Genomic DNA, 22383 nt, shown 5'->3' on the forward strand with positions numbered 1-22383 from the left:
CTCCTCAAGCTAAACGGAAATCAGCTGTGGTTATTTGGTTGAAATACTACATAAGTCTACGCGCCTTGCCTCCGCTCCGCCGAGTGCCCCCTCGCTCGTATCTTTTTGTGACGCCCCCTCACAGTCTCCGCGCACCTTTGGGGAACCGCCGGGTATGTGAACTAGAATCGGCTAACGTGTTTAATCTTTTCGGCCGGAACAAAAACAGCTCCACCCGACCGCCGCGTGCGCCGGGGGAGACTATCCGTTCCAAGGATCTGACCTATCTGCAGCAGTGGGCCAGTACCCGCAGGGGTGTGGAGGGGTTTGTGGAGCCGGAAACCATCGTCAATGAGATGTCCGTGGTGCTGGTCGACAGCGAGGGGGAGTGGACGCGCCGCCGTATCGGCGGGCCGAAGGGGATCGACAAGGTGGCCCACTCGGTTGGCATTCCTCTGTACTTCGCGGAGGAAACCGGCTATCCGCAGCGCATGCGTGATCGCATGGAGCGGGATCGGTTGATTCAGAAGCGCTTGGAACAGCGCGAACGGCGCGCGCAGTTTGAACAGCGTCGCGCCGAGCAGGGGGAGTAGCGGCTAGCCCCCGGCCTGCCGAGCCCCCCGCCTGGCTAACCTCGGCCTGACTAGCCCTTCAGTGCAATGTCCTCCAGTGCGGCGATGATCGTGCGCACCGGCGAGCCGGTTGCCCGCTTCGGGGTGTAGCCGTACGCCGCACCGTCGTTGTAGGCCGGGCCTGCAACGTCAATGTGCACCCACTGCACGCCCTCGGCCACGAAGTTCTTCAGGTAGTGGCCCGCCACGGACATGCCACCCCAGCGATTGCCGGAGATGTTCTTGATGTCGGCCACGTCCGACTTCAGCGCCTCGCCCAGCTCCGCGGGCAGCGGCATCGGCCAGCCGGCATCGCCCACGCGCTGGGAGATCATCGCCACGCGGTCGCGGAAATCCATCGAGCCCATGATGCCCGGCGTGCGGTCGCCAAGCGCCACCATCTGCGCGCCGGTCAGGGTAGCGGTTTCGATCAAGTAGTCCGGGTTGTCCTCGCAGGCGCGGACGATGGCATCGGCCAGCACCAGGCGCCCCTCCGCGTCGGTGTTCAACACCTCGGTGGTGGTGCCGCCGTAGTGGCGCAACACGTCGCCGGGGCGGGTGGCCTCTCCGCCGGGCATGTTTTCCGCAAGTGGGACGGTGGCCGTCACACGCACGGGAATGTTCAGCTCAGCTGCGGCGATTACCGCTGCAACGACGGCCGCGGAACCACCCATGTCGGAGATCATGTTCCACATCTTCGCCGGTGGCTTCAGGGAAATACCGCCGGTATCGAACGTGATGCCCTTGCCGACCAGCGCCACGCGCGGGGAATCCTCGGCGATCTTGTCCGGGTTGTAGTCCAGGCGTACCAGACGCGGCCCACGCGCCGAGCCTTGGCCAACGCCTAGAATGCCGCCGAAGCCCTGCTCCTCCAGCGCGGCCTCGTCCAGGACCTCCACCGATACGTTCGTGTGCTTCGCAGCCTCCGCGATGATGCCCGCGTAGCTCTCCGGGTATAGCACGTTCGACGGAGTGTTCACCAGGTCACGCGCCAGTGCGACCGCCCGGATGGTGGCCTGCGCATGCTCCAGGGTGTCTGCCGGATCCTCCCCGGTCAGCACCTCAATCGACTCGATCGCCGGCGTATGCTCGGCCGTCTTCAGCCCGCGGTACTCGTAGGCGCCTAGCGCGTGGCCGACCAGGGCGGCCTCTGCGCCCAGCAGGCCCAGGGCGCTCACCACTCGCGCGCCGCGCGGCTCGCCCTCTTTCTGTTCTGGCTTCTTGATGCTTCGTGACGCCACGCCTGCGGCCACGCGGACGTCCTCCGCAGACACCTCATCGGCCGGCCCCATACCGATTGCCAGAATCTTCTCCGGGCCTGTGGACCCAGCGCCGGCCTCGACAAGCTCCTCTGCAGTCTCCGGATCCACGGTGGATTCCTGTACCTGGGCGGAGAGGTTGCCGGTGGAGACGACTTCGCTGCGACGCTCGGCCGAGAGGTTGGGGACCACCGTCACCTCACCAGCGGTGCCCTTCGCGCCAACGGAAATAAGTAGCTTCCACATTTCCAATTGCTGTTCGGCCGTGAGGGCGTCGATAGGAGCGCCAGTGAGCTCCAGTCCGGCCTCACCTTCAAAGACCGGGATGACCAGCGTGTCGATGACCGACGGGGTAACAGTGCCGCTGTTCTCGAGCGTGGAATCGGTGTGTACCAGCGACATCTGCGGGACGAAACCGCGGGACGGCAGGCCGGCGATGGGGGAGGAAGAGTTGGTGGCGGTCATAGGGGGTTCGACTGCTCCTTGATGTCCTAATGAATCTTGCAAGTCTTTCTAAAGTGCTATTTCGCTGGTTTCACTCTACCCAGATTCGCCTGCCGGCAGATCGCCGGGAGTAACCACTGCCGAGAAATTGTTAGCCCCCTCACACTTTTTTGTAGCAGCAGAGTATTCTGGGTCACATGACTACTCCAGAGGCAAACACCCAGACCCAAAAGGCACAGCAGAACTCCCAGTTGGAGTTCACCGTAACCCGCAGCCAGAACCCAGTGGCTGATGAAAAGATTGCCGAGATTCTCTCTGCCCCGGGCTTCGGCAACCACTTCACCGATCACATGGTCGCCATCGACTGGAACGCGGACGAGGGCTGGCACAACGCTCGCGTGGAGCCCTACCAGCCGGTCCAGATGGACCCGGCATCCAGCGTGTTCCACTACGGCCAGGCCATCTTCGAAGGTCTGAAGGCATACCGGGGTGAAGGCGGCAAGATCGTCACCTTCCGCCCGGAGCAGAACGCTCGCCGCTTCCAGAAATCCGCCGCTCGTATGGCCATGCCGGAGCTGCCGGAAGAGCTGTTCCTGGAATCCCTGCGCCAGATCGTGGACATCGACCAGCGCTGGGTTCCGCAGGGCGGTGGCGAAGAATCCCTGTACCTGCGTCCCTTCATGATCTCCCGTGAGGTTGGCCTGGGTGTGCACCCGGCTAGCAGCTACACCTACTTTGTGATCGCCTCCCCGGCGGGCGCTTACTTCTCCGGCGGCATCAACCCAGTGAGCGTCTGGCTATCCACCGACTACACCCGTGCCGCACCCGGCGGTACCGGTGCTGCGAAGTTCGCCGGTAACTACGCGGCCTCTCTGGCGGCACAGGCTTCCGCAGAGAAGGAAGGCTGCGACCAGGTGGTATGGCTGGACGCGACCGAGCACAAGTACATCGAAGAGATGGGCGGCATGAACCTGGCGTTCGTATTCGGCAGCGAAGACGGTGGCGCCGAGAACGTCAAGCTGGTCACCCCGGAGCTTTCCGGTTCGCTACTGCCGGGCGTTACCCGCCTCTCCCTGCTGGAGCTGGCGCGCGACCTGGGCTACAAGGTGGAGGAGCGCCGCATCTCCACCGACGAGTGGAAGGAAGCCGCAAAGTCCGGCGCTATGACCGAGACCTTCGCCTGTGGCACCGCAGCCGTGGTCACCCCGGTCGGCACGGTCAAGGACGAGTCCGGCGAATTCCAGGTCAACGGTGGCCAGACTGGCCCGGTGACCATGCGCCTGCGCGAGCAGCTGACGGGCATTCAGAATGGCCGCGTCGCCGACAAGCACGGCTGGCTCTACACGCTGGTGGAGCAGGCAGCCACCGCGTAGCGCACCATCGGCAGGGCCAGGACAGCACCTAGCCCCTGGCCGGTGCCGAGCTGTAAATCTAGAAGCGGCTCCAGGCCTAGCGCATTGAGCGCCGGCAGGGCTGCAGGCTCCGTGCCCGCCGAAGCTGCCAGCCACCAAGCGGCAGCCCCTGGCGCCAGCATCTGCGCGCACAGCGCTGCCGCGGCGGCGCCTACGCCGTCGAAAATCACGGGCGTGCGGCGGACCGCCGCCTGCGCCAGAATCCCCGCCATCACCACCAGGTCCGCTGAGCCGATCTGTTGCAGCACCCGCGAAGCCACCGCTTTATCGTCGCGCACGCGGAACATTGCATCGCGGATCACCGCAACTTTTGTCTTCCATGCCTCGTCGCCGATGCCGGAACCTCGGCCGATGATCTTCACCGGCTCCACGCTGCACACGCTGCCAATAACCGCAGCGGCCACTGTGGTCAGCCCCCGCCCCAGGTCACCCAGCAGTAGCACCTGTGTGCCTTTGTCCGCCTCTTGGTCGGCGAAACGCATGCCGCGCCGCAGGTGCCTCTCGTAGTCCTCAGGGCTTAAAGCGTCTGCGGTGTCGATGGCACCGGAGGGGGTACCCAACGTGGCGTCAATAATAGAAAGAGAAACCCGTGCTGACCTGCAGGCATCCACAATCGGGGCGGCGGCATCGGCCAGGTTCTGGCGCACCTGCGCATTAAAGTCGGTAGGCAGGGCGGAGATCTCCGGGTGCGCCTCAGCCACCCCATGATCGCCGGTAACCACAACCAGGCGCGCTGCGTTCAAAGCCTCGGCGGGTGCGGAGCCCTGGCAGGCAGCAATCCAGGTGGCGACCTCTTCCAACCTTCCCAGCGACCCAGCTGGAATTCCGGCCTTCGTCGGCGCAGTGGTGCGGAGTTGCTCGGCTTGGCTGCGCGTGGCCTCGTCCGGCGGGACGATGGGCGGGAACTTCGGGGCGGAGGTCGTAGAAGCCATGGGGTTTAGTCTAAACGCTGTCGGATTTTAAACGCTGTCGCCGATCTGCTTTTGCGGGGCAGGGGTGCGCAGGCGGCGAATCATCGTGGCTCGGAAGAACGCATACAGGCCCAAGCTGAACTTGCTGTGCGGGTTGTTCGGGAATCGTTCGTTGACTTCGCGGTTAATGCGGCGGCCGAGCCATAGCCCCTCGGCGATCATGATGAGGAACACGATCATCATCACCAGCGAAGCCAAGTTGGCGATGCTCGGGTTGGACATGCCGAAGATCATAATGACGATGACCAGGAGCGCCAGCGGCAGGAAGAAGTTCATCATGTAGCGGCGGGAATCGATCCAGTCGCGGACAAAACGCTTCTCCGGCCCCTTGTCGCGATCCATGAGGTATTCCTCGTCGCCGGCCATCATGCGCTCGTTGGCGCGGCGCCGGGCGCGGTTCGCCTCATCCTTCTGGCGCTGCTTCATGGCCTTATATTCTTCCTTGGACATGGAGGCCTTGAGCTCCTTGCGCTGCTTGCGGGCCTCGCCTGGAGTGGCGGGGGCGGTGTAGGCGCTGCGGCGCACACCGTGCTTGCGCTCCTGCTCGTTGCGCTTCGGGGTGGCCTTGCCCTTCTTCGGAGTAAAGGCCTTGGAGGTCTTTTCCTTAGTGACGCCACCGTCTGCGTCGCTTTCTACCTCAGTCGACGCATCGGCATCCTGTGGCGAGACCTGATCCTCGGCTGGGTCGGCGACCGTTTCCTGCTTCTTCCATGGCATTTTCACATGTAACAGGCTAGAGCAGGAGGGCAGGGGAACAAAACTAAAAACGCTGGCGCGGGAATAACCCAAGAGGGCAGTGGCGTTGTGGAAGAATGAGGCGTAGCTTGTGAGCTAAGCCATTTCTAGAATTCGGTCATTTATCGAGTCATTTATTGAGTCATTTATTGAGGAGGACCAACATGACTGCTCCAGAGAAGGTCACCGGTGTCGAGCTGACCGAGGCCGCCCAGCAGAAGGCCAGCGCTTTGCTGGCACAGGAGGGTCGCGACGATCTTGCCCTGCGTATCGCAGTGCAGCCGGGCGGTTGTGCTGGCCTGCGCTACCAGCTGTTTTTCGATGATCGTTCCCTGGACGGTGATCTGGTGGACGAGTACGAGGGCGTGAACCTGGTCGTGGACCGCATGTCCTCCCCGTACCTGATGGGTGCCAAGATCGACTTCGCGGACACCATCGAGTCCCAGGGCTTCACCATCGACAACCCGAACGCTACCGGTTCCTGCGCCTGCGGCGATTCCTTCAGCTAAGCAGCCCTCAGTGGCTCTTAGTGGCTCGGGCTCTTACTGGCTCGAGCCCTTTTAATTAGTGACGCCCCCTAGGGATGGATTCCCTCGGGGGCGTTCTCGGGTCTATAGGGGGCCTATAGGTTGACCGGGTACTGGCGCTGATCGATCTGCGGGTCGATGCGATCCTCGACGAAGATGCCGTGCCAGACCATGAAGGCGATGACGGTCCACAGTCGGCGGGAGTGGTCCGGGCCGGAGCCCGTGTTCATCGCCACGCGGTGCTCGTCCAGCATCTTCAGCACCTCTGCCTTGTTGAAGATGTGGTCGGTCTGCGAGGCCTCAATGTTCTCCTTGGCCCAGCCGTAGAGTTCGTCGCCGGCCAGCCAGTGGCGCATCGGAACCGGGAAGCCCAGCTTCTTGCGGTGCAGAACGTGCGGGGGAACGATGCGCTCCAGCGCCTTGCGCAGCGCGTACTTGGTGGTGCCATGGGAGATCTTGAGCTCGTGAGGGAGGGTTTCCGCCACGTCGAAAACGACCTTATCCAGGAACGGCACGCGCAGCTCCAGGGAGTTTGCCATGTTGATCTTGTCGGCCTTCACCAGAATGTCGCCGCGCATCCAGGTGAACAGGTCCAGGTGCTGCATGCGGGCGACCGGGTCCATGTCCTTAGACTTCGCGTAGATCGGCGCCGTGACCTCGCGGTGATCCCACTCGGGGCGGATCTCGCGCAGTACGCGCTCCAGCTGCTGGTAATTAAAGGAACGCGCGTTTCCGTAGTAGCGATCCTCCATCGGCATAGTGCCGCGCTGCAGTAGGGACTTGCCGCGCATGCCCTCGGGCAGGGCATTGCCCACGCCAGCTAGTACGCGCTTCAGCGGGGAAGGGACCTTGTCGAAAGGCGCCAGGCTCAGCGGCTCCTTGTAGATGGTGTAGCCACCGAAGAGCTCGTCGGCGCCCTCGCCGGAGAGCACCACCTTGACGTGCTTGCGGGCTTCCTGTGCCACGAAGTACAGCGGAACTAGCGACGGGTCGGCCACCGGATCGTCCAAGTACCAGATGATCTTAGGGATAGCCTCGGCGTATTCCTCCGGGCTGACCACCTTGACGATGTGTTCAGCGCCGATTGCGGCGGCGGATTCCGCGGCAACGTCGACCTCGGAGTAGCCCTCACGCTCGAAGCCGGTGGTGAAGGTCAGCAGATCCGGGTTGTGGCGCTTGGCCAGCGTGGCGATGGCCGTGGAGTCGATACCGCCGGAGAGGAAGGAGCCGACCGTGACGTCCGCGCGCATGTGCTTGGCCACGGAATCCTCCAGGGCCTCGGCGATACGCTGGAATACGGCCTCCTCGTCGCCAGCTGCGACCTTCTTCACGGGGAAGCGAGGTTCGAACCAGCGGGTTTCCTCGATCTTTCCGCCAGGGGTGACGAATCCATAGCTGCCAGATTCCAGGCGGCGGATGTTCTTGTGCAGGCTCTCTGGTTCCGGGACGTACTGCAGATCGGTGTAGTGCGCAATAGCGCGGATATCCAGATCCAGGTTCAGGTTAAGCGCCTCCGCCATCGACAGGATGCACTTCTTCTCCGAGGCGAAGACGGTGCCCGCCTCGGTGGTAGCGACATACATCGGCTTGATGCCGAACTGGTCGCGGGCCAGGAACAGCTTCTTTTCCTTGGAATCCCACACTGCAAAACCGAACATTCCGCGCAGGTGGTTCACCACGTCGGCGCCCCAGTGGTGGAAGCCCACCACGATGGTCTCGCCATCGCCCTGAGTATTAAAGGTATAGCCGGCTTCCTTGAGCTCCTCGCGAAGCTCGACGTAGTTGTAGATCTCGCCGTTGAACGTTAGCGCGTAGCGGTCTTCCTCACCCTCCGGGCCCCACTGCAGGGGCTGGTGGGAGTGCTCCAAGTCGATGATGGATAGTCGGTTGAAGCCGAAGACAACATCTTGGTCATGCCACGTGCCGCTATCGTCCGGGCCACGGTGGTGCATGCAGGGGAGTGCGCCCTCTACAGCCTCAACGAAATTTTCGGCGGCGCCGTTCGCCGCAATGATTCCAAGCAATCCACACATGCGTCCCGACTTTACGCGGGTGGGGTAGAGGTGGGCTAGTTGCCACGGCGGGGAGGAGAGCATCTAGCGAATGAGTTTTCTAGCACATGCGTGATGTGTATTACATAAACACACGTCTGTGAGACTATTCAGCGATCAATGCGCTGGCCCGGAGCCCCGCGTAGCCTTGGTGGCATGGCAAAAAACTTCGCATCACAGCTGGTAAAGACTCTAGAGAAACAAGGCGTCAAGCGAATCTTCGGGCTGGTGGGTGATAGCCTAAACCCCATCGTCGACGAGGTTCGCCAGTCCTCCATCGAATGGATCCACGTGCGCAACGAGGAAGCTGCGGCGTTCGCCGCCGGTGCAGAATCCCTTGTCACCGGCGATCTGGCCGTATGTGCCGCCTCCTGCGGTCCGGGCAATACCCACCTGATCCAGGGCCTTTATGATTCCCACCGCAACGGGGCGAAGGTGCTGGCCATTGCCTCCCACATTCCGAGTGTGCAGATCGGTAGCCAGTTCTTCCAGGAGACCCACCCGGAGCAGATCTTCCAGGAGTGCTCCGGCTACTGCGAGATGGTGAACTCCGCAGCGCAGGGACCAAAGGTTCTGCACCACGCCATCCAGTCCACGTTGGCCGGCAACGGTGTCAGCGTGCTGGTCATCCCCGGCGACGTCTCTTCCCAGCCGATTGAGGAAGAAGGCTTCATCGACTCGGTGTACTCCAAGGGGCGCCCGGTGCTTTACCCGGATGCCGAGGAAGCAGCCCGCCTAGCCAAGGCGATTAACGATGCTAAGACCGTCACCTTGTTCTGCGGTGAGGGCGTCAAGAATTCTCGAGAGCAAGTGCTCGAGCTTGCAGAGAAGATTAAGTCTCCGATCGGTCACGCCTTCGGCGGAAAGATGCACATCCAATACGACAACCCGTTCGACGTGGGCATGTCCGGCCTGCTGGGCTATGGTGCGGCGCGCGAGGCGATGTACGACGCTGACCTTCTGATCCTGTTGGGTACCGACTTCCCGTACAACGACTTCCTGCCCACCGGCAACGTAGCGCAGTTGGACATCGACGGTTCCCACATCGGTCGCCGCACCACTATCAACTACCCGGTAGTCGGCGACGTCGGGGCTGTGATCGACACGATCCTGCCGCACGTCGAAGAGAAGACCGACCGCAGCTTCCTGGACAAGCAGCTGCGCAACCACGCTAGGGCGCTCAACCATGTTGTGGACGCCTACACCAAGAAGGCGGGCAAGTCGCGCCCCATCCACCCGGAATACGTGGCCGATACGATCGACCGTCTGGCGGCCGAGGATGCCGTCTTCACCATCGATACCGGTATGTGCAACGTCTGGGGTGCCCGTTACATCACGCCGAACGGCAAGCGCCAGGAAATCGGCTCCTTCCGACACGGCACCATGGCTAACGCACTGCCGCAGGCACTGGGTGCGCAGGCTGCGGACCGTGACCGTCAGGTGATCTCCTTCTCCGGCGACGGCGGCCTGGGAATGCTCATGGGTGAGCTGCTCACCGCCAAGTTGCACGACCTGCCGGTGAACATCGTGGTCTTCAACAACTCCTCGCTGGGCATGGTGAAGCTGGAAATGATGGTTGCCGGCCTGCCGGAGCACGAAACCGACCACGAGCACGTGAACTTTGCAAAGATTGCCGACGCGATTGGCATCAAGGCGATCCGCATCGAGGATCCGGCGGACGTAGAAAGCGGTATTAAGGAGGCCCTGGCTTACGACGGTCCGGTGCTGGTGGATGTGGTTACCGACCCGAACGCCCTGAGCCTGCCGCCGAACATCACCTGGGAAATGATGATGGGCTTCTCCCGTTCCGCAACCCGCACCGTATTCGAAGGCGGCGTGGGGCGCATGGTGGACTTGGCCCGCGCAAACCTGCGCAACATTGGCGGAGCCGGCGTAATCGAAATGAACAAGTTCTAGCTCCCGCCTAACCCGTGTGGGGGCAATGTGGGGAGCGAGCAACCCCGAAAAGGGAAAATCCCGTTCCGCGATGGTGGCAATGTCCTGTCAATGGTCTAAGGTTCTTTAAGTGAAGTGGTTGTAGGTCTATCTATCGCGCGCGAACTGCAGGCGCGTGACAGACCCTCAGACCTACAACGCCAAGTGACGTGTGAATGAGGAAGGCAAACTCGCGTGGAACAGCGAAATAAGCACGGTTTGACTCGCCGTATTGGCCTCGCCGGTGTACTGGGTCTAGCTGGCCTAGTTCTTTCCGGCTGTACTGTCGCCCCGCCGGAGAACGGTTTCTTTAACTTCTTGCGCATGGGCTGGCCGAAGGGCATCACCCCGGAGTCCAAGGAAATGGGCAACCTGTGGGTTTGGGTCTGGGTCGTCGCCTGGATCATCGGCCTCATCATGTGGGTGCTGCTGTTCGTGAACATGGGTAGGTCTAGCGCCAAGAAGGCCGAGAAGCGCGGCGAGGACGAGTTCCCGCGCCAGACCGGCTACAACGTTCCGTTGGAGCTGGTTCTGACCACCCTGCCGGTTCTGATCGTCTGTGGCCTGTTCTTCTTCAACGTTCAGGCGCAGGACCGCGCAACGGCTCTGGACAAGGATCCGAAGGTCGTTGTCGACGTGACCGGCTACCAGTGGAACTGGAAGTTCGGCTACCACGAGGTGGCTGCGGAGCTGAACGGTGGCCAGGAGTACAAGGGCGTTGACAAGGAAGCTCAGGCTCGTGCAGAAGAATCCAAGAAGCCGGAGGAGAAGCTGGACAAGCACGGCCACCAGGTTCCGGGCCCGATCCACGGCAAGTCCAAGGATGACCTCAGCTACCTGAACTACAACAAGATCGAGACTGTGGGCACCACCCAGGAGATCCCGGTTCTGGTTGTTCCGTCCGGCACCCCGATCGAGTTCAATCTGGCCTCCGCCGACGTTGTTCACTCCTTCTGGATTCCGGAGTTCCTGTTCAAGCGCGACGTGTTCCCGCACCCGAGCGAGAACCGTTCTGAGCGTCGCTTCCAGGTTGAGTCCATCGACGAGGAAGGCGCATTCGTTGGCCGCTGTGCTGAGATGTGCGGTACCTACCACGCAATGATGAACTTCGAGCTGCGCGTTGTCTCCCCGGAGAAGTTCGAGCAGTACATCAAGTTCCGTCAGGACAACCCGGAGGCTCCGAACTCTGAGGCTCTGAAGGCCATCGGCGAGGAAGGCTACGCAACCTCCACCCACCCGTTCGAGTCTGACCGCACCGGTACCCGTTCTCCGGGTGAGAACTACAAGGACCGCAACGCCGCTTAATGAGCGGAGCGCTAAGGCTAATTAAGGAAGAGAGATAGGCAAATGAACTCTGGTGCAAAGCTTTTCTACGGCATCGGTACCTTCTTCGTTGTGGTCACGGTGTTCTACTTCATCGTCACCTCCTCCGTGAAGGACTCCGGCAACGTCATGGGTGTTGAGTGGGCTGGTGGCACCGGCCTGGTCATGGCCACCCTCCTGGCCTTCATGCTCGCGGGCTACCTTCACCTGACCGCCTCCAAGACCGACATCGGCCCGGACGACTGGGAAGAGGCAGAGATCGAGGACGGCGCTGGTGTGCTGGGCTTCTTCTCCGCAAGCTCCATCTGGCCGTTCTGGATGACCGTCTCCATCGTTGTAATGGGTGCCGGCCTGGCCTGGTGGCACCTGTGGCTGGTCGCCTTCGGCGCCGTCATGCTGATCTGGGCCACCACGATGCTGAACCTGCAGTACGGTCTGCCGCCGGAGAAGCACTAAACTTCACACTTCACTAAAAACTCCCCCTCCGCCCAACTTGAAGATTGGGCTCGGAGGGGGAGTTCTTCTTCTATTTGGTGACGCCTTCAGGCGCCACCTGGCTAGAACTCTTTGCCTACGATCTTTTCCATCTGCTTAAGAGCGGCACCGGATTCCAGTGCCTCGCGGGCGATCTGCACCTGCTCGCGCAGCGTCTCCTGGAAGCCGTTCTCCTCCCAGCCCCGCACAGCCGTCAGGGCGCCGGCGGCATTGATCAAGACAGCATCCTTGATTGCGCCGGAAATTTCGCCCTTCATCAGACGCACAGCCACGTCCGCGTTGTACTCTGCGTCGCCACCGACCAGGCTGCCGTCTTCGTAGAAGTCGAGGCCGACATTGCGAGGGTTAATGACTTCCTCGCCGGTGCGGCCTGCGGCGTCCACAGTCACGACCTCGGTAGGAGTACACACAGAGATTTCGTCCATACCGTCCATCCCTCGCACCACGAGAACCCGGCTGCCTTGGTGTGCAAACGCGCCGCCCATGATTGGCATGAACTCCTTAAACGCGCAACCGATCAGGCCGAACTTCGGGTAAGCGGGGTTTGTCATGGGACCCAGCAGGTTAAAGATGGTGGGGGCGCCCAACTGGCTGCGTACCGGGCCGGCAAAGCGCATCGCCGGGTGGTATGTCTTAGCGAACATGAAAGCGAAGCCAGTGTCGTGAGCATCCTGTCGGATGTCCTCGGGTGAGCGCTCAATGTCCAGGCCTAGAGCCTCCAGCATGTCGGCACCGCCACACTTGGAGCTGGCAGCGCGGTTGCCGTGCTTAACCACCGGCACGCCCGCGGCGCTGACCACGAAGGAAGCCATGGTGGAGATATTTACCGTGTGGTGGCCATCGCCGCCCGTGCCCACGATGTCCACGCAGTTCGGCACGTCTGAGAAGTCCACGGGGGTGGCGAAACTAGTCATGGTCTCGGCTGCGGCTGCAAGCTCTGCGGCAGTGATGCCGCGGACCCGGATGCCGAAAGCGAAAGCGGCGATCTGTGCGTCGGTAGCATTGCCCTCCATGATCTCGTTCATCGCCCAGCGGACCTGAGCCTCACTGAGCTCCTGGCCGTTGCCGAGGCGCCCAAGCAGACCCGGCCACGTGAAATAGCTTGGTGGTAGCTGCTCGGGCTTGAGGCCACTGGTTTCTACGGATCGTGGGGTAGTGGGGGACATGATTGCTTTGACGCACCTCTCTGTCAGGTCTGTCGGGGGAATAGTGCCTAAAAGGCACGGCACAGTGGCTGCTGGAAGTTCAGGCAACTGTACTTACCAGTCTATTAGGTGAGCTGGAATGCATGTCTCTTTAGGGATTTGCACCAAAAGGTTTCCGTTCCTGGAGGTTCCTACGGGGGTGGGAGGGGTGGCATCTGGTTAGCCCCGTAGTGGGGTGGCTCGCGTGTCAGCCCTTGACGGAAGTGTGTTTTGACCTGTCGTTATGTGTCCCGTCGGATGCTGTTAGAGAAAAGTTCCCGCTAACCCCTTACGGGGTGGGTTTCCAGGATAATCCAAGGATTTACCTGCGATTTTACAGATTGCTTCCAGAAAACCCCCGAAGTGAATCGACTATCGGGCTCTAAACGGCCATACTGTTATGCGTGACGAGCGCAGTTGAAAACCCAGGTATGGCAGCACCACAACGTGTTGCGACACTGAACCGACCGAACATGGTCAGTGTCGGCACGATTGTGTTCCTGTCTCAGGAATTGATGTTTTTCGCTGGCCTGTTCGCGATGTACTTCGTGTCCAAGGCCAACTCTGGCGGCAATTGGCCGTCTGAGCCTACCGAGCTGAACGTGCCCTTTGCGGCGACGATCACGGTCATCCTGATCAGTTCTTCGTTCACTGCTCAGTGGGGCGTCTTCGCGGCGGAAAGGGGTGACGTCTTCGCGCTTCGCAAGTGGTACGCATTGTCCGCGCTGCTGGGAACCATCTTCCTCATCGGCCAGGGCTACGAGTACGTCCACTTGGTGCAGCACGGGACCACCATCCCTGGCTCCGTCTACGGATCGGTCTTCTTCATCACGACAGGCTTCCACGGCGCGCACGTGCTCGCCGGTGTTATCGCCTTCCTCGTGGTGCTGCTGAGGACCGCGAAGTCGAAGTTCACCCCGGCACAGGCTACCGCCGCCGTCGTTGTGTCTTACTACTGGCACTTCGTCGACGTCGTGTGGATCGGCCTGTGGATCACCATTTACTTCATTCAGTAGGCCGGCCAGGCCGGTTCTTCTCCTGTAGAAGAGAGTCGGCCTACAGCCCATCGCAATTCCATTGACTAGCAAATAAGGGAACAAGATGGATATCAACTCCACCAACGCAACCACGGAGCAAGTCTCCAGTGGTTCGAAGGGCAGTGCCGCCAAGGCACGCCGCCGCCGGAAGGTCCGCAAGGCCTTCGCCGGCGCGTTGGCATTGCTGTTCGCGCTTACGGGCGCGGGCTTGCTCGCCAACGCATTGACCCCTGATGCGCAGAACGCAGTTGCCGAGCAGAACTCGGAAGAGCTGGCGCAGCAGGGTAAGGAAATTTACGAGGTTGCTTGTATCACCTGTCACGGTGGCAACCTGCAGGGCGTTAAGGATCGCGGTCCTTCCCTGATTGGTGTCGGTGAAGGCGCCGTGTACTTCCAGGTACACTCCGGCCGCATGCCGATGCTGCGCAACGAGGCACAGGCCAAGCGTAAGCCTCCGCGCTACTCCGAGCAGCAGGCTCTGGCGCTGGCAGCATATGTCAACGCTAATGGCGGCGGCCCGAGCATCGTCCGCGATGCTAACGGCGAGATTGCAATGGAGTCCCTGCGTGGTGCCAACAACAAGGATGGCGAGATTGACCCGGCAGACGTTGCCCGTGGTTCCGATCTGTTCCGCCTGAACTGTGCATCTTGCCACAACTTCACCGGTAAGGGTGGCGCACTCTCCAGTGGTAAGTACGCACCGCCGCTGGGCCCTGCTAACGAGCAGGAGATCTACCAGGCTATGCTGACCGGCCCGCAAAACATGCCAAAGTTCTCCGATCGCCAGCTGACGGCTGACGAGAAGAAGGACATCATTGCCTACATCAAGTCGGCCAAGGAATCCCCGAACCCGGGTGGCTTCGGTCTGGGCGGTATCGGCCCGGTGACTGAGGGCATGGTCATGTGGTTTATCGGCATCGTGGTTCTCGTTGCCTTCGCTATGTGGATTGGATCGCGGTCATGAGTGAGAACAACAAGAAGTACAGCAACGAAGAGCTGTCGAAGATGAGCAACGACGAGCTGGCCCGCCTGGGTACCGAGCTCGACGGCGTTACGGTTGCGTACCGCAAGGAGCGCTTCCCGATCGCTAACGATCCCGCTGAGAAGCGCGCGAGCCGCAAGGTGACCATCCTGTTGGCTCTGTCGATCCTGTTCGGCATCGCTTTCATTGGCGTCTACCTGTTCTGGCCCTGGGAGTACAAGCACCTAGCTGAAGATGGTGTATGGCTGTACACCATCTACACCCCGCTGCTGGGCATTACCGCCGGCCTGAGCATCACTTTGCTTGGTGCAGCAGTAGTTGCTTACACCAAGAGCTTCGTTCCGGAAGAGATTTCGGTTCAGACCCGTCACGACGGCCCTTCTGAGGAAGTTGACCGTCGTACCCTGGTTGCTCTGCTGAACGACTCTTGGAAGACTTCCACCCTGGGGCGCCGCCCGGTCATCGCCGGTCTGGCTGGTACTGGTGCGGTCCTGGCAGGTCTGACCATCGCTTTGCCGCTGGGCGGCATCGTTAAGAACCCCTGGAAGGCCAAGGCCATGGGTATCCAGGGCGACGGCACCCTCTGGACCACCGGCTGGACGCTGGTGGAGCAGGGCGAGAAGGTCTACCTCGGTCGCGACACTGGCGCTATCGCTGAAGAGCACGACGGCCACTACAGCACCAAGGGTGTTTCTCGCCTGATCCGTATGCGCCCGGAGGATCTGGACGCAGCCTCCATGGAGACCGTGTTCCCGCTGACTGAGGATATGGTCAACGATGGTGACAAGTTCGACAAGGACCGCGACGTCTACGAAGAGCATATGCACTCCATCCACGGCCCGCGTAACTCTGTGATGCTTATCCGTCTGCGCCCGGAGGATGCCGACAAGGCGATCCTGCGTGAGGGCCAGGAGGACTTCCACTACGGCGATTACTTCGCTTACTCGAAGATCTGTACTCACATCGGTTGCCCTACGTCCCTGTATGAGCAGCAAACTAACCGCATCCTCTGCCCGTGCCACCAGTCTCAGTTCGATGCACTGCAGCACGGTAAGCCGATCTTCGGACCGGCAGCTCGCGCCCTGCCTGAGCTGTCGATCTCGGTCGACGAAGAGGGATACATGTACGCCGACCGTAACTTCATCGAGCCTGTCGGCCCGGCATTCTGGGAGCGTCGTTCATGACCACTAAACAACAGAGCCGCGCTGCTAAAGCGGCCAATAACATCGACGAGCGGTACACTGCCTCCGGCCTAATCCGCCCGCAAATTAACAAGGTATTCCCGACTCACTGGTCGTTCATGCTCGGTGAGATCGCGCTGTACTCCTTCATCATTCTGATCCTGTCCGGTGTTTACCTGACGCTGTTCTTCGATCCTTCTATGTCGAAGGTGATCTACGACGGCGCCTACGCACCGCTCAATGGCGTGGAAATGTCCGCTGCCTACCACACCGCCCTGGACCTTTCGTTCGAGGTTCGCGGTGGCCTGTTTATCCGTCAGGTTCACCACTGGGCTGCACTGCTGTTCGCGGTGTCCATCATGGTTCACATGATGCGCATCTTCTTCACCGGTGCATTCCGTAAGCCGCGTGAGGCTAACTGGGTTATCGGCTGCGTCCTGCTGCTGCTGTCTGTAGCAGAGGGCTTCATGGGTTACTCTCTGCCGGACGACCTGCTTTCCGGTGTTGGTCTGCGCATTATGTCCGCCATCATGGTTGGCCTGCCGGTCATCGGCACCTGGCTGCACTGGATCATGTTCGCTGGCGACTTCCCAGGCGAGATCATCATTCCGCGCCTGTACATCGCCCACGTTCTGCTGATCCCGGGCATTCTGTTGGCCCTGATCGCTGCCCACCTAGCACTGGTCTGGTACCAGAAGCACACCCAGTTCCCTGGACCGGGTCGTACCGAGAACAACGTTGTCGGCGTTCGTATTCTCCCGGTATTCGGCCTGAAGGCTGCTTCCTTCGGTCTGATCACGTTTGGTGTCGTCGCGCTGATGGCTGGTCTTTTCCAGATCAACGCCATCTGGAACCTGGGCCCGTACAACCCGTCGCAGGTCTCCGCCGGTTCCCAGCCAGATATCTACATGCTGTGGACTGACGGCGCTGCACGTGTCATGCCTGCATGGGAGCTCTACCTCGGCAACTACACCATCCCAGCCGTGTTCTGGGTTGCCCTGCTGCTGGGTGTGCTGGTTGTACTGCTGTTCGCTTACCCGTGGATCGAACAGAAGATGACTGGCGATGACGCCCACCACAACCTGCTGCAGCGTCCGCGCGACGTGCCGGTTCGCACCGCACTGGGTGTCATGGCACTGGTCTTCTACGTGCTGCTGACCATCTCCGGCGGTAACGACCTGGTTGCACTGCACTTCACTATCTCGCTGAACCTGATGACCTGGGTGGGCCGTATCGGCCTGGTGCTGCTGCCGCCGATCGCGTACTTCATCACCTACCACCTGTGCATCTCCCTGCAGCGCAACGACCGCGAGGTTCTGGAGCACGGTATCGAGACCGGTACCATTCGCCAGCTGCCTTCCGGTGGCTTCATTGAGGTCCACCAGCCGCTGGGCCCGGTTGACGAGCACGGCCACCCGATTCCGCTGGAGTACCAGGGTGCTTACGTTCCGAAGACCATGAACGAGCTCGGGGCTGCTGGCCTGCCTGGTCGCGGTGGCTTCTTCTCCCCGGATTCCCCGGAGATTGCAGAGAAGGCCGAGCGTATCGAGAAGGCCAACCACGCGGAGCAGAAGGAAATGTTCGAGCGACTGAACGAGGAGAACCGTCGTCGCTACGAGGAGCTCGACAAGTAGTCTCCATTCGAGCTAACTCAACTGCTCTCACATAAGGCTCGAGAAGATCCCGTCCACCAACAGGTGGGCGGGATTTTTGCTGTATTAGGCCAGGCGGTCGTTGAAAGGCAATCGAAGGGTGTGGGCTATAGCGTTGACAGCGCTCGGAGAACGTCGTACGTCGCCAAAGCGTCGCTCATTGCCCGGTGTAGCGGACGGTGCGGGATCTTAAGGTATGACGCCACGTTCCCCAGCCTGTAGCGCCCAACAGACTCTCGCGGGATAAGTGTGCGAGAAGCCTCCGCAGTACACACCAGGCGCGGGGTATAGGGCCGGTTCGCATCAGCAGAATTCTTCAGTTGGGTTCGGAGGATTTCGTGCTGGAGGAAGGAAAAGTCAAAAGAGACGTTATGGCCTACCAACCGTGGAGTGCTCTCAAAGCCTAGAGACGTTGACGGCTCCGTTAGAGTGGCGTCCCGTAGGAAGTTCAGCAACTCGGGCATAACCTCGCTGAACGTAGGTTTGTCCGCCAGTAGTCCGTCGGAGATGCCCGTTAGGTCGGTAATTTCCTGGGGCACGCTGAGATTCGGGTTGAGCAGCGTTGTGTACTTATCCTGCAGCTCGCCGTTGCGGATGTGTAGGGCAGCGATTTCAATAATGCGCTCTTCCTGCGGGCGGAGACCCGTGGTTTCAAGGTCGATAACAATGCAGTTCTGCAGAGTCTGTTGGAGGTCTAGACGCACCCTGTTTGCACCGCGGTCTGCAAGTTCTTCTGGCGAGTGGGAGTGGGTAGGGGACACAGGGAGCTAGTTTAGCGAGCGGGGTAGACACCGGGTGGTTGTAGTGAGTTGTTGTTGATGCAGGGGCTTCTAAAGGAAGAGGAGAACACGCCAAATACACCAAACGTGATGAGGATCACATTCCGCCTTTTCTTAAAAATCTTTAAGTGGATGTTTTTGGTTTCCGAAAAAAGAGTAGTTTCTAAATCTGCTGGTCAGGCGATTATAAAGCTTTGATAACTTTCATCTCTGGCTTGAGGGTTTAGAAAATCTCAGTTTCATAACAACGGCACGTCGAGGGCTATAACGGTGGATTTTTTGCCAAAAGCTGGACACGGCTTGTGTTCATTTCGTAATCTTTTCGAGACCTTAAAGGTGAGCGATAAAGAGTTCACCGCACCGCGGTAGCGCACAGAAGCTGCCGGGCGAGGGGAGAAGGAAAAGTTCCGAACCCCAAACAACGGATTGAAAGGTAATTGAGGACTTATATGGGCAAGCACAGCCTGAAGAAGAACAACGCACCCCGCAACGCAGCAATGATCGCCGCTGTCGGTGTGGGCGCCGCTGTACTGAACCCCGCTGCAGCCCAGGCTGCTCCGGTTACCCACACCCCGTCTGGCGTCACCGTTGACGTTCCGGACCACCTGCTGCCGACCATCAAGCCCTACTTCAAGCAGGCAAACCTGACCACTGGTGGCAAGGCTGCTGCTGCGGCTCCTGCTGCTAAGGCGGCTCCGAAGCCGGTTGCTTCCTCTGTCGGCCAGCGCATTGCAGACATTGCCAAGTCCAAGGTTGGCGCTCCGTACTCCTGGGGTGCATCTGGCCCGAACGCTTTCGACTGCTCCGGCCTGACCTCCTGGGCTCACCGCCAGGTTGGCAAGAACATCCCGCGCACCTCTTCTGCGCAGGCTTCCGCAGGCAAGAAGGTTTCCCTGAATGCTCTGCAGCCGGGCGATGTCATCTCCTACTACGGTGGTGCTTCCCACGTTGCTATCTACATCGGTAACGGCAAGATCGTTCACGCACTGAACTCCTCCAACCCGGTGCGTATCGACAACCTGCACATGATGCCGGTGTACAACGCGGTGCGTTTCTAAAGTTTTTCTAGCGACGCCCGCCTGGCGTTTCCCCAGTCCGAGGGTTGTAATCGGGGCTGGTGTTAAAGCTGGTTAGCATGTGATTAAGTGGGGCTGGATCCCGGTCGGGGCCAGTCCCACTTTTGCCCTTTCTTGTGGCAGAATATCTATCGTTATCAAACGTTGATAAACGTTTCCTGGCCGTTCGACGGCCCCTATTGAGTGAGAATTAAAGAAAGTCCAGTCGTGAACGTGTTGTCTTCCTCTTCCCGTGATCGCCTCGTCGGCAGCCGTACTGTCGCCAAGGCAGCAACCGCAGCACTGCTAGCCCTCGCAGTGGGGAGCTCGCTCCCACAGGCAGGGGCGGATCCTCAGCAGGATCAGCAGCAGGGCGCCCCCCAGCAAGGTAACGAGCAAAAGGACGACAAGAAGGCCGAGCAGAAGCGCGCTGAGGAGATCCGCCGACTGCTGGATGCGCCGATCCCGAAGGACGTGGACGGCCTCCTGGCCCACGTGGACAAGATCTCCGGCTTCGCTTCCGAGACTTCTGACGAGGTTGAACAACTAAAAATCGACATTCAGCAGGCACAGGGAAACCTGGACAAGGCTAATAAATCTGCCGAAGACGCCCAGAAGAAGGCTGACAAGCTGAATACTGACGTGAGGGCGTCCCGCGAAAACGTCTCCGGCGTATCCCAGGCTATGTACCGTGGCGCGACGGTGGATCCGGTTTCCGCATTTGTAGGCTCTCAAGGCCCGCAGGCTGCTGTTGAGAGGTCCTCTTACCTAGCGTCCATTGGTGACAAGCGTGCCGATACCGTTAACGCCCTGAGCCGTCAGCTCAAGGATGCAGCCAGCGAGAAAAGCAAGGCCAGCCGGTCCAAGGCTACTGCTAACTTCCAACTGCGAACCCTGAACGACCGCAAGAAGGATCTGGACGACCGCAACAAGCAGCTAGATGCGCTGAAGGATAAGGTCATGAAGGCCGTTGATGGCCTGAGTCCGGAGGATCGTCGCCGTTGGGTTGACCGCAATGGTCCGATCGATGTGGACGTGGAACAGTTCCTCGGCGACCTGAAGAAGAAGGTCGGCTCCGACGGTCCAGTGAACGCTACCGGCGTGGTCGCCGCCGCCCTGTCTAAGCTGGGCGCGCCGTACTCCTGGGGTGCCACCGGCCCCGACGCGTTCGACTGCTCCGGCCTGATGTTCTGGGCATACCAGCAGGAAGGCAAGTCCATTCCGCGTACTTCCTCCGCCCAGATCGCCGGCGGCCAGTCGGTTTCCATCAACGACCTGCAGCCGGGTGACATCGTCGGTTACTACCCGGGCGTGACGCACGTCGGCATGTACATCGGCGATGGCAAGATCGTCCACGCCTCCGACTACGGCATTCCGGTCCAGGTGGTCCCGGTGGACTCTATGCCGATCCAGGGTGCGGCACGCTACTAAGGCGCGTGCGGTAGCATCCTTGCCTATGGCCAAGGAAGATCAGTCCAAAGAGGACCAGCCCCAAGGAGGCTGGGGGAGTCACCCGCGCGTCCTCGTCGTCACCAACGATTTCCCGCCAACCTTCGGCGGAATTCAGACCTATGTGCGCGACTACCTTTCTACGCTTAATCCGGAGAACGTCATTGTCTTCGCTTCCACCCAAAATAGAGAGGAAGCGCAAGCATTCGATGCAAAACAGCCTTATCGCGTGATCCGGTGGCCACGCAGCGTGATGCTGCCAACCCCGGCCACGGCACGGAAAATGCAGAGGCTGATCCGCGAGAACAACATTCATACCGTTTGGTTCGGTGCTGCCGCACCACTGGCGCTGATGGCAAATGCGGCCCGTGCCGCGGGGGCTCGCCGCGTGGTTGCGTCCACACACGGCCATGAGGTTGGCTGGTCGATGTTCCCCGGTTCCCGCCAGGTACTGCGGCGCATTGGTAACGCCGTGGATTGTCTGACTTATGTGTCGCACTACGCCCGCAACCGCATGGCTGCTGCGTTCGGACCTGATGTCGCCTGGGAGCCGATGCCCGGTGGGGTGAATACCGAATTGTTCCGCCCGGATTCTGTCATGCGGGACACCCTGCGTACCCGCTATGGCCTGGAGGATAAGAAGGTCATCGTCGCAGTATCCCGACTGGTTCCGCGCAAAGGCCAGGACACTCTGGTTAGAGCTCTGCCCGCCATCCTGCGTGAGCACCCGGATGCGCACCTGCTAATCGTCGGACCCGGCAAGTACCGCGGGAAGTTGGAGAAACTGGCGCGTCGGTTGGGCGTCATAAAGAACACAACATTTACCGGCGCCGTCGATGCGGAGGAACTACCGGGGCATTTCGCGGCCGGCGATGTTTTTGCGCTGCCCGTGCGTACACAGTTGGGCGGACTGTCGGTGGAAGGCCTTGGCATCGTGTTTTTGGAGGCGCAGGCGGCCGGCGCGGCCACGGTCGCCGGCAATGGCGGCGGCGCGCCTGAGACGGTGATCGACGGGGAAACCGGATTCGTCGTGGACTCGCGGAACCTGGACGACGTTGCAGGGCGTATCTCTTCTTTGCTGGGTGACGCCCCCACGCGCCAGCGCATATCGACCGCGGCGAGGGAACACGTAACGGGGAAGTGGACCTGGGAAGTCCTCGGCCACCAGTGCCGCGCAGTGATGGCCGGAACTGGCGGCATCCCCCCGCGCCACAGCTTCGCCTGATATCTCGCTGGCCGGGGACGGCAGGTGCAGAATTTCTATGTGCTGCCAGGCTGGCTAGAATGGTGGGGTTAATCGGTACAGACGAGTATCGGTACAG

Annotated in this window: 19 protein-coding genes; 13 read left to right on the plus strand and 6 right to left on the minus strand. The window is 60.7% G+C overall.

Annotation, left to right across the window (positions count from 1 at the left end):
* The first annotated feature begins 176 nt into the window (after positions 1-176).
* Entirely contained in the window at positions 177-572 is a 396-nt protein-coding gene (locus CJEIK_RS03770) for a hypothetical protein (RefSeq protein WP_005296069.1), read from the plus strand.
* Positions 573-622: 50 nt separating this feature from the next.
* On the opposite strand, the gene CJEIK_RS03775 is transcribed toward CJEIK_RS03770, so the two are convergent.
* Positions 623-2314 carry a leucyl aminopeptidase gene (locus tag CJEIK_RS03775; RefSeq protein ID WP_005296066.1) on the minus strand — a complete coding sequence of 564 codons (1692 nt, stop codon included), beginning with the start codon at positions 2312-2314 and terminating at the stop codon, positions 623-625.
* Between the two features lie 176 nt (positions 2315-2490).
* Here CJEIK_RS03775 and CJEIK_RS03780 point away from each other — a divergent pair, with 176 nt between their 5' ends.
* Positions 2491-3666 (plus strand): branched-chain amino acid aminotransferase, encoded by a 1176-nt coding sequence (locus CJEIK_RS03780; protein WP_005296063.1) that lies wholly within the window; start codon positions 2491-2493, stop codon positions 3664-3666.
* On the opposite strand, the gene CJEIK_RS03785 is transcribed toward CJEIK_RS03780, so the two are convergent.
* Together CJEIK_RS03785 and CJEIK_RS03790 are read right to left on the minus strand one after the other, a co-directional pair.
* Positions 3633-4637 (minus strand): nicotinate-nucleotide--dimethylbenzimidazole phosphoribosyltransferase, encoded by a 1005-nt coding sequence (locus CJEIK_RS03785; protein ID WP_005296060.1) that lies wholly within the window; start codon positions 4635-4637, stop codon positions 3633-3635. The genes CJEIK_RS03780 and CJEIK_RS03785 overlap by 34 nt on opposite strands.
* Positions 4638-4664: 27 nt before the next feature.
* Positions 4665-5393 (minus strand): DUF3043 domain-containing protein, encoded by a 729-nt coding sequence (locus tag CJEIK_RS03790; protein WP_005296057.1) that lies wholly within the window; start codon positions 5391-5393, stop codon positions 4665-4667.
* 182 nt (positions 5394-5575) lie between these two features.
* On the opposite strand from CJEIK_RS03790, the gene CJEIK_RS03795 reads away from it, so the two are divergent.
* Entirely contained in the window at positions 5576-5920 is a 345-nt protein-coding gene (locus CJEIK_RS03795) for a HesB/IscA family protein (RefSeq protein ID WP_005296054.1), read from the plus strand.
* A 113-nt stretch (positions 5921-6033) separates the two neighbouring features.
* Here CJEIK_RS03795 and asnB read toward each other — a convergent pair whose 3' ends face one another.
* The gene (asnB, locus tag CJEIK_RS03800) at positions 6034-7971 is read right to left on the minus strand and encodes an asparagine synthase (glutamine-hydrolyzing) (RefSeq protein ID WP_005296050.1); all 1938 of its coding nucleotides are present in this window, start codon (positions 7969-7971) and stop codon (positions 6034-6036) included.
* 174 nt (positions 7972-8145) lie between these two features.
* On the opposite strand from asnB, the gene CJEIK_RS03805 reads away from it, so the two are divergent.
* The 3 genes from CJEIK_RS03805 to ctaF all read left to right on the plus strand — a co-directional run bounded on the left by CJEIK_RS03805 (position 8146) and on the right by ctaF (position 11703).
* Positions 8146-9906, plus strand: a complete 1761-nt coding sequence (locus CJEIK_RS03805) for a pyruvate dehydrogenase (RefSeq protein ID WP_005296047.1) — start codon at positions 8146-8148, stop codon at positions 9904-9906.
* A 213-nt stretch (positions 9907-10119) separates the two neighbouring features.
* On the plus strand, positions 10120-11229 hold the full coding sequence (gene ctaC, locus CJEIK_RS03810; protein WP_034965192.1) for an aa3-type cytochrome oxidase subunit II: 1110 nt from the start codon (positions 10120-10122) through the stop codon (positions 11227-11229).
* A 42-nt stretch (positions 11230-11271) separates the two neighbouring features.
* Positions 11272-11703: an aa3-type cytochrome oxidase subunit IV gene (ctaF, locus tag CJEIK_RS03815; protein ID WP_005296041.1), complete on the plus strand. Its 432-nt coding sequence runs from the start codon at positions 11272-11274 to the stop codon at positions 11701-11703.
* Positions 11704-11804: 101 nt separating this feature from the next.
* On the opposite strand, the gene trpD is transcribed toward ctaF, so the two are convergent.
* Complete coding sequence (gene trpD, locus CJEIK_RS03820; RefSeq protein ID WP_005296038.1) at positions 11805-12908, minus strand: anthranilate phosphoribosyltransferase; 1104 nt, start codon at positions 12906-12908, stop codon at positions 11805-11807.
* Positions 12909-13330: 422 nt separating this feature from the next.
* Between trpD and ctaE the strand changes: the two genes are divergently transcribed.
* From ctaE to qcrB, 4 genes are all read left to right on the plus strand, one after another.
* The gene (gene ctaE / locus CJEIK_RS03825; protein ID WP_034965190.1) at positions 13331-13942 is read left to right on the plus strand and encodes an aa3-type cytochrome oxidase subunit III; all 612 of its coding nucleotides are present in this window, start codon (positions 13331-13333) and stop codon (positions 13940-13942) included.
* An 85-nt stretch (positions 13943-14027) separates the two neighbouring features.
* Positions 14028-14927 carry a cytochrome bc1 complex diheme cytochrome c subunit gene (qcrC, locus tag CJEIK_RS03830; RefSeq protein ID WP_005296031.1) on the plus strand — a complete coding sequence of 300 codons (900 nt, stop codon included), beginning with the start codon at positions 14028-14030 and terminating at the stop codon, positions 14925-14927.
* Complete coding sequence (gene qcrA, locus CJEIK_RS03835) at positions 14924-16129, plus strand: cytochrome bc1 complex Rieske iron-sulfur subunit (protein WP_005296028.1); 1206 nt, start codon at positions 14924-14926, stop codon at positions 16127-16129. Before qcrC ends, qcrA begins: the two co-directional genes overlap by 4 nt.
* Entirely contained in the window at positions 16126-17760 is a 1635-nt protein-coding gene (gene qcrB, locus CJEIK_RS03840; RefSeq protein ID WP_005296025.1) for a cytochrome bc1 complex cytochrome b subunit, read from the plus strand. The genes qcrA and qcrB overlap by 4 nt, the downstream gene beginning before the upstream one ends.
* Before the next feature lie 125 nt (positions 17761-17885).
* Here qcrB and CJEIK_RS03845 read toward each other — a convergent pair whose 3' ends face one another.
* Positions 17886-18539 carry a 3'-5' exonuclease gene (locus CJEIK_RS03845; RefSeq protein ID WP_248623870.1) on the minus strand — a complete coding sequence of 218 codons (654 nt, stop codon included), beginning with the start codon at positions 18537-18539 and terminating at the stop codon, positions 17886-17888.
* A 467-nt stretch (positions 18540-19006) separates the two neighbouring features.
* On the opposite strand from CJEIK_RS03845, the gene CJEIK_RS03850 reads away from it, so the two are divergent.
* The 3 genes from CJEIK_RS03850 (at position 19007) to CJEIK_RS03860 (ending at position 22286) form a co-directional block, all read left to right on the plus strand.
* The gene (locus CJEIK_RS03850; RefSeq protein WP_005296020.1) at positions 19007-19615 is read left to right on the plus strand and encodes a C40 family peptidase; all 609 of its coding nucleotides are present in this window, start codon (positions 19007-19009) and stop codon (positions 19613-19615) included.
* Positions 19616-19840: 225 nt separating this feature from the next.
* On the plus strand, positions 19841-21043 hold the full coding sequence (locus CJEIK_RS03855) for an NlpC/P60 family protein (RefSeq protein ID WP_050760839.1): 1203 nt from the start codon (positions 19841-19843) through the stop codon (positions 21041-21043).
* Between the two features lie 25 nt (positions 21044-21068).
* Positions 21069-22286, plus strand: a complete 1218-nt coding sequence (locus CJEIK_RS03860) for a glycosyltransferase family 4 protein (protein ID WP_005296013.1) — start codon at positions 21069-21071, stop codon at positions 22284-22286.
* The last annotated feature ends 97 nt before the right edge of the window (positions 22287-22383 follow it).

It is taken from the genome of Corynebacterium jeikeium, assembly GCF_028609885.1.
GTDB classification, from domain to species: domain Bacteria; phylum Actinomycetota; class Actinomycetes; order Mycobacteriales; family Mycobacteriaceae; genus Corynebacterium; species Corynebacterium jeikeium.

What these genes read in the sequence shown, in the direction of transcription:
- trpD (WP_005296038.1), bottom strand. Translation starts at nt 12,908, where the DNA reads ATGTCCCCCACTACCCCACGATCCGTAGAAACCAGTGGCCTCAAGCCC.
- CJEIK_RS03775 (WP_005296066.1), bottom strand. Translation starts at nt 2,314, where the DNA reads ATGACCGCCACCAACTCTTCCTCCCCCATCGCCGGCCTGCCGTCCCGC.
- CJEIK_RS03805 (WP_005296047.1), top strand. Translation starts at nt 8,146, where the DNA reads ATGGCAAAAAACTTCGCATCACAGCTGGTAAAGACTCTAGAGAAACAA.
- ctaF (WP_005296041.1), top strand. Translation starts at nt 11,272, where the DNA reads ATGAACTCTGGTGCAAAGCTTTTCTACGGCATCGGTACCTTCTTCGTT.
- CJEIK_RS03860 (WP_005296013.1), top strand. Translation starts at nt 21,069, where the DNA reads ATGGCCAAGGAAGATCAGTCCAAAGAGGACCAGCCCCAAGGAGGCTGG.
- asnB (WP_005296050.1), bottom strand. Translation starts at nt 7,971, where the DNA reads ATGTGTGGATTGCTTGGAATCATTGCGGCGAACGGCGCCGCCGAAAAT.
- qcrC (WP_005296031.1), top strand. Translation starts at nt 14,028, where the DNA reads ATGGATATCAACTCCACCAACGCAACCACGGAGCAAGTCTCCAGTGGT.
- CJEIK_RS03790 (WP_005296057.1), bottom strand. Translation starts at nt 5,393, where the DNA reads ATGCCATGGAAGAAGCAGGAAACGGTCGCCGACCCAGCCGAGGATCAG.
- CJEIK_RS03850 (WP_005296020.1), top strand. Translation starts at nt 19,007, where the DNA reads ATGGGCAAGCACAGCCTGAAGAAGAACAACGCACCCCGCAACGCAGCA.
- CJEIK_RS03795 (WP_005296054.1), top strand. Translation starts at nt 5,576, where the DNA reads ATGACTGCTCCAGAGAAGGTCACCGGTGTCGAGCTGACCGAGGCCGCC.
- qcrB (WP_005296025.1), top strand. Translation starts at nt 16,126, where the DNA reads ATGACCACTAAACAACAGAGCCGCGCTGCTAAAGCGGCCAATAACATC.
- qcrA (WP_005296028.1), top strand. Translation starts at nt 14,924, where the DNA reads ATGAGTGAGAACAACAAGAAGTACAGCAACGAAGAGCTGTCGAAGATG.
- CJEIK_RS03780 (WP_005296063.1), top strand. Translation starts at nt 2,491, where the DNA reads ATGACTACTCCAGAGGCAAACACCCAGACCCAAAAGGCACAGCAGAAC.
- CJEIK_RS03785 (WP_005296060.1), bottom strand. Translation starts at nt 4,637, where the DNA reads ATGGCTTCTACGACCTCCGCCCCGAAGTTCCCGCCCATCGTCCCGCCG.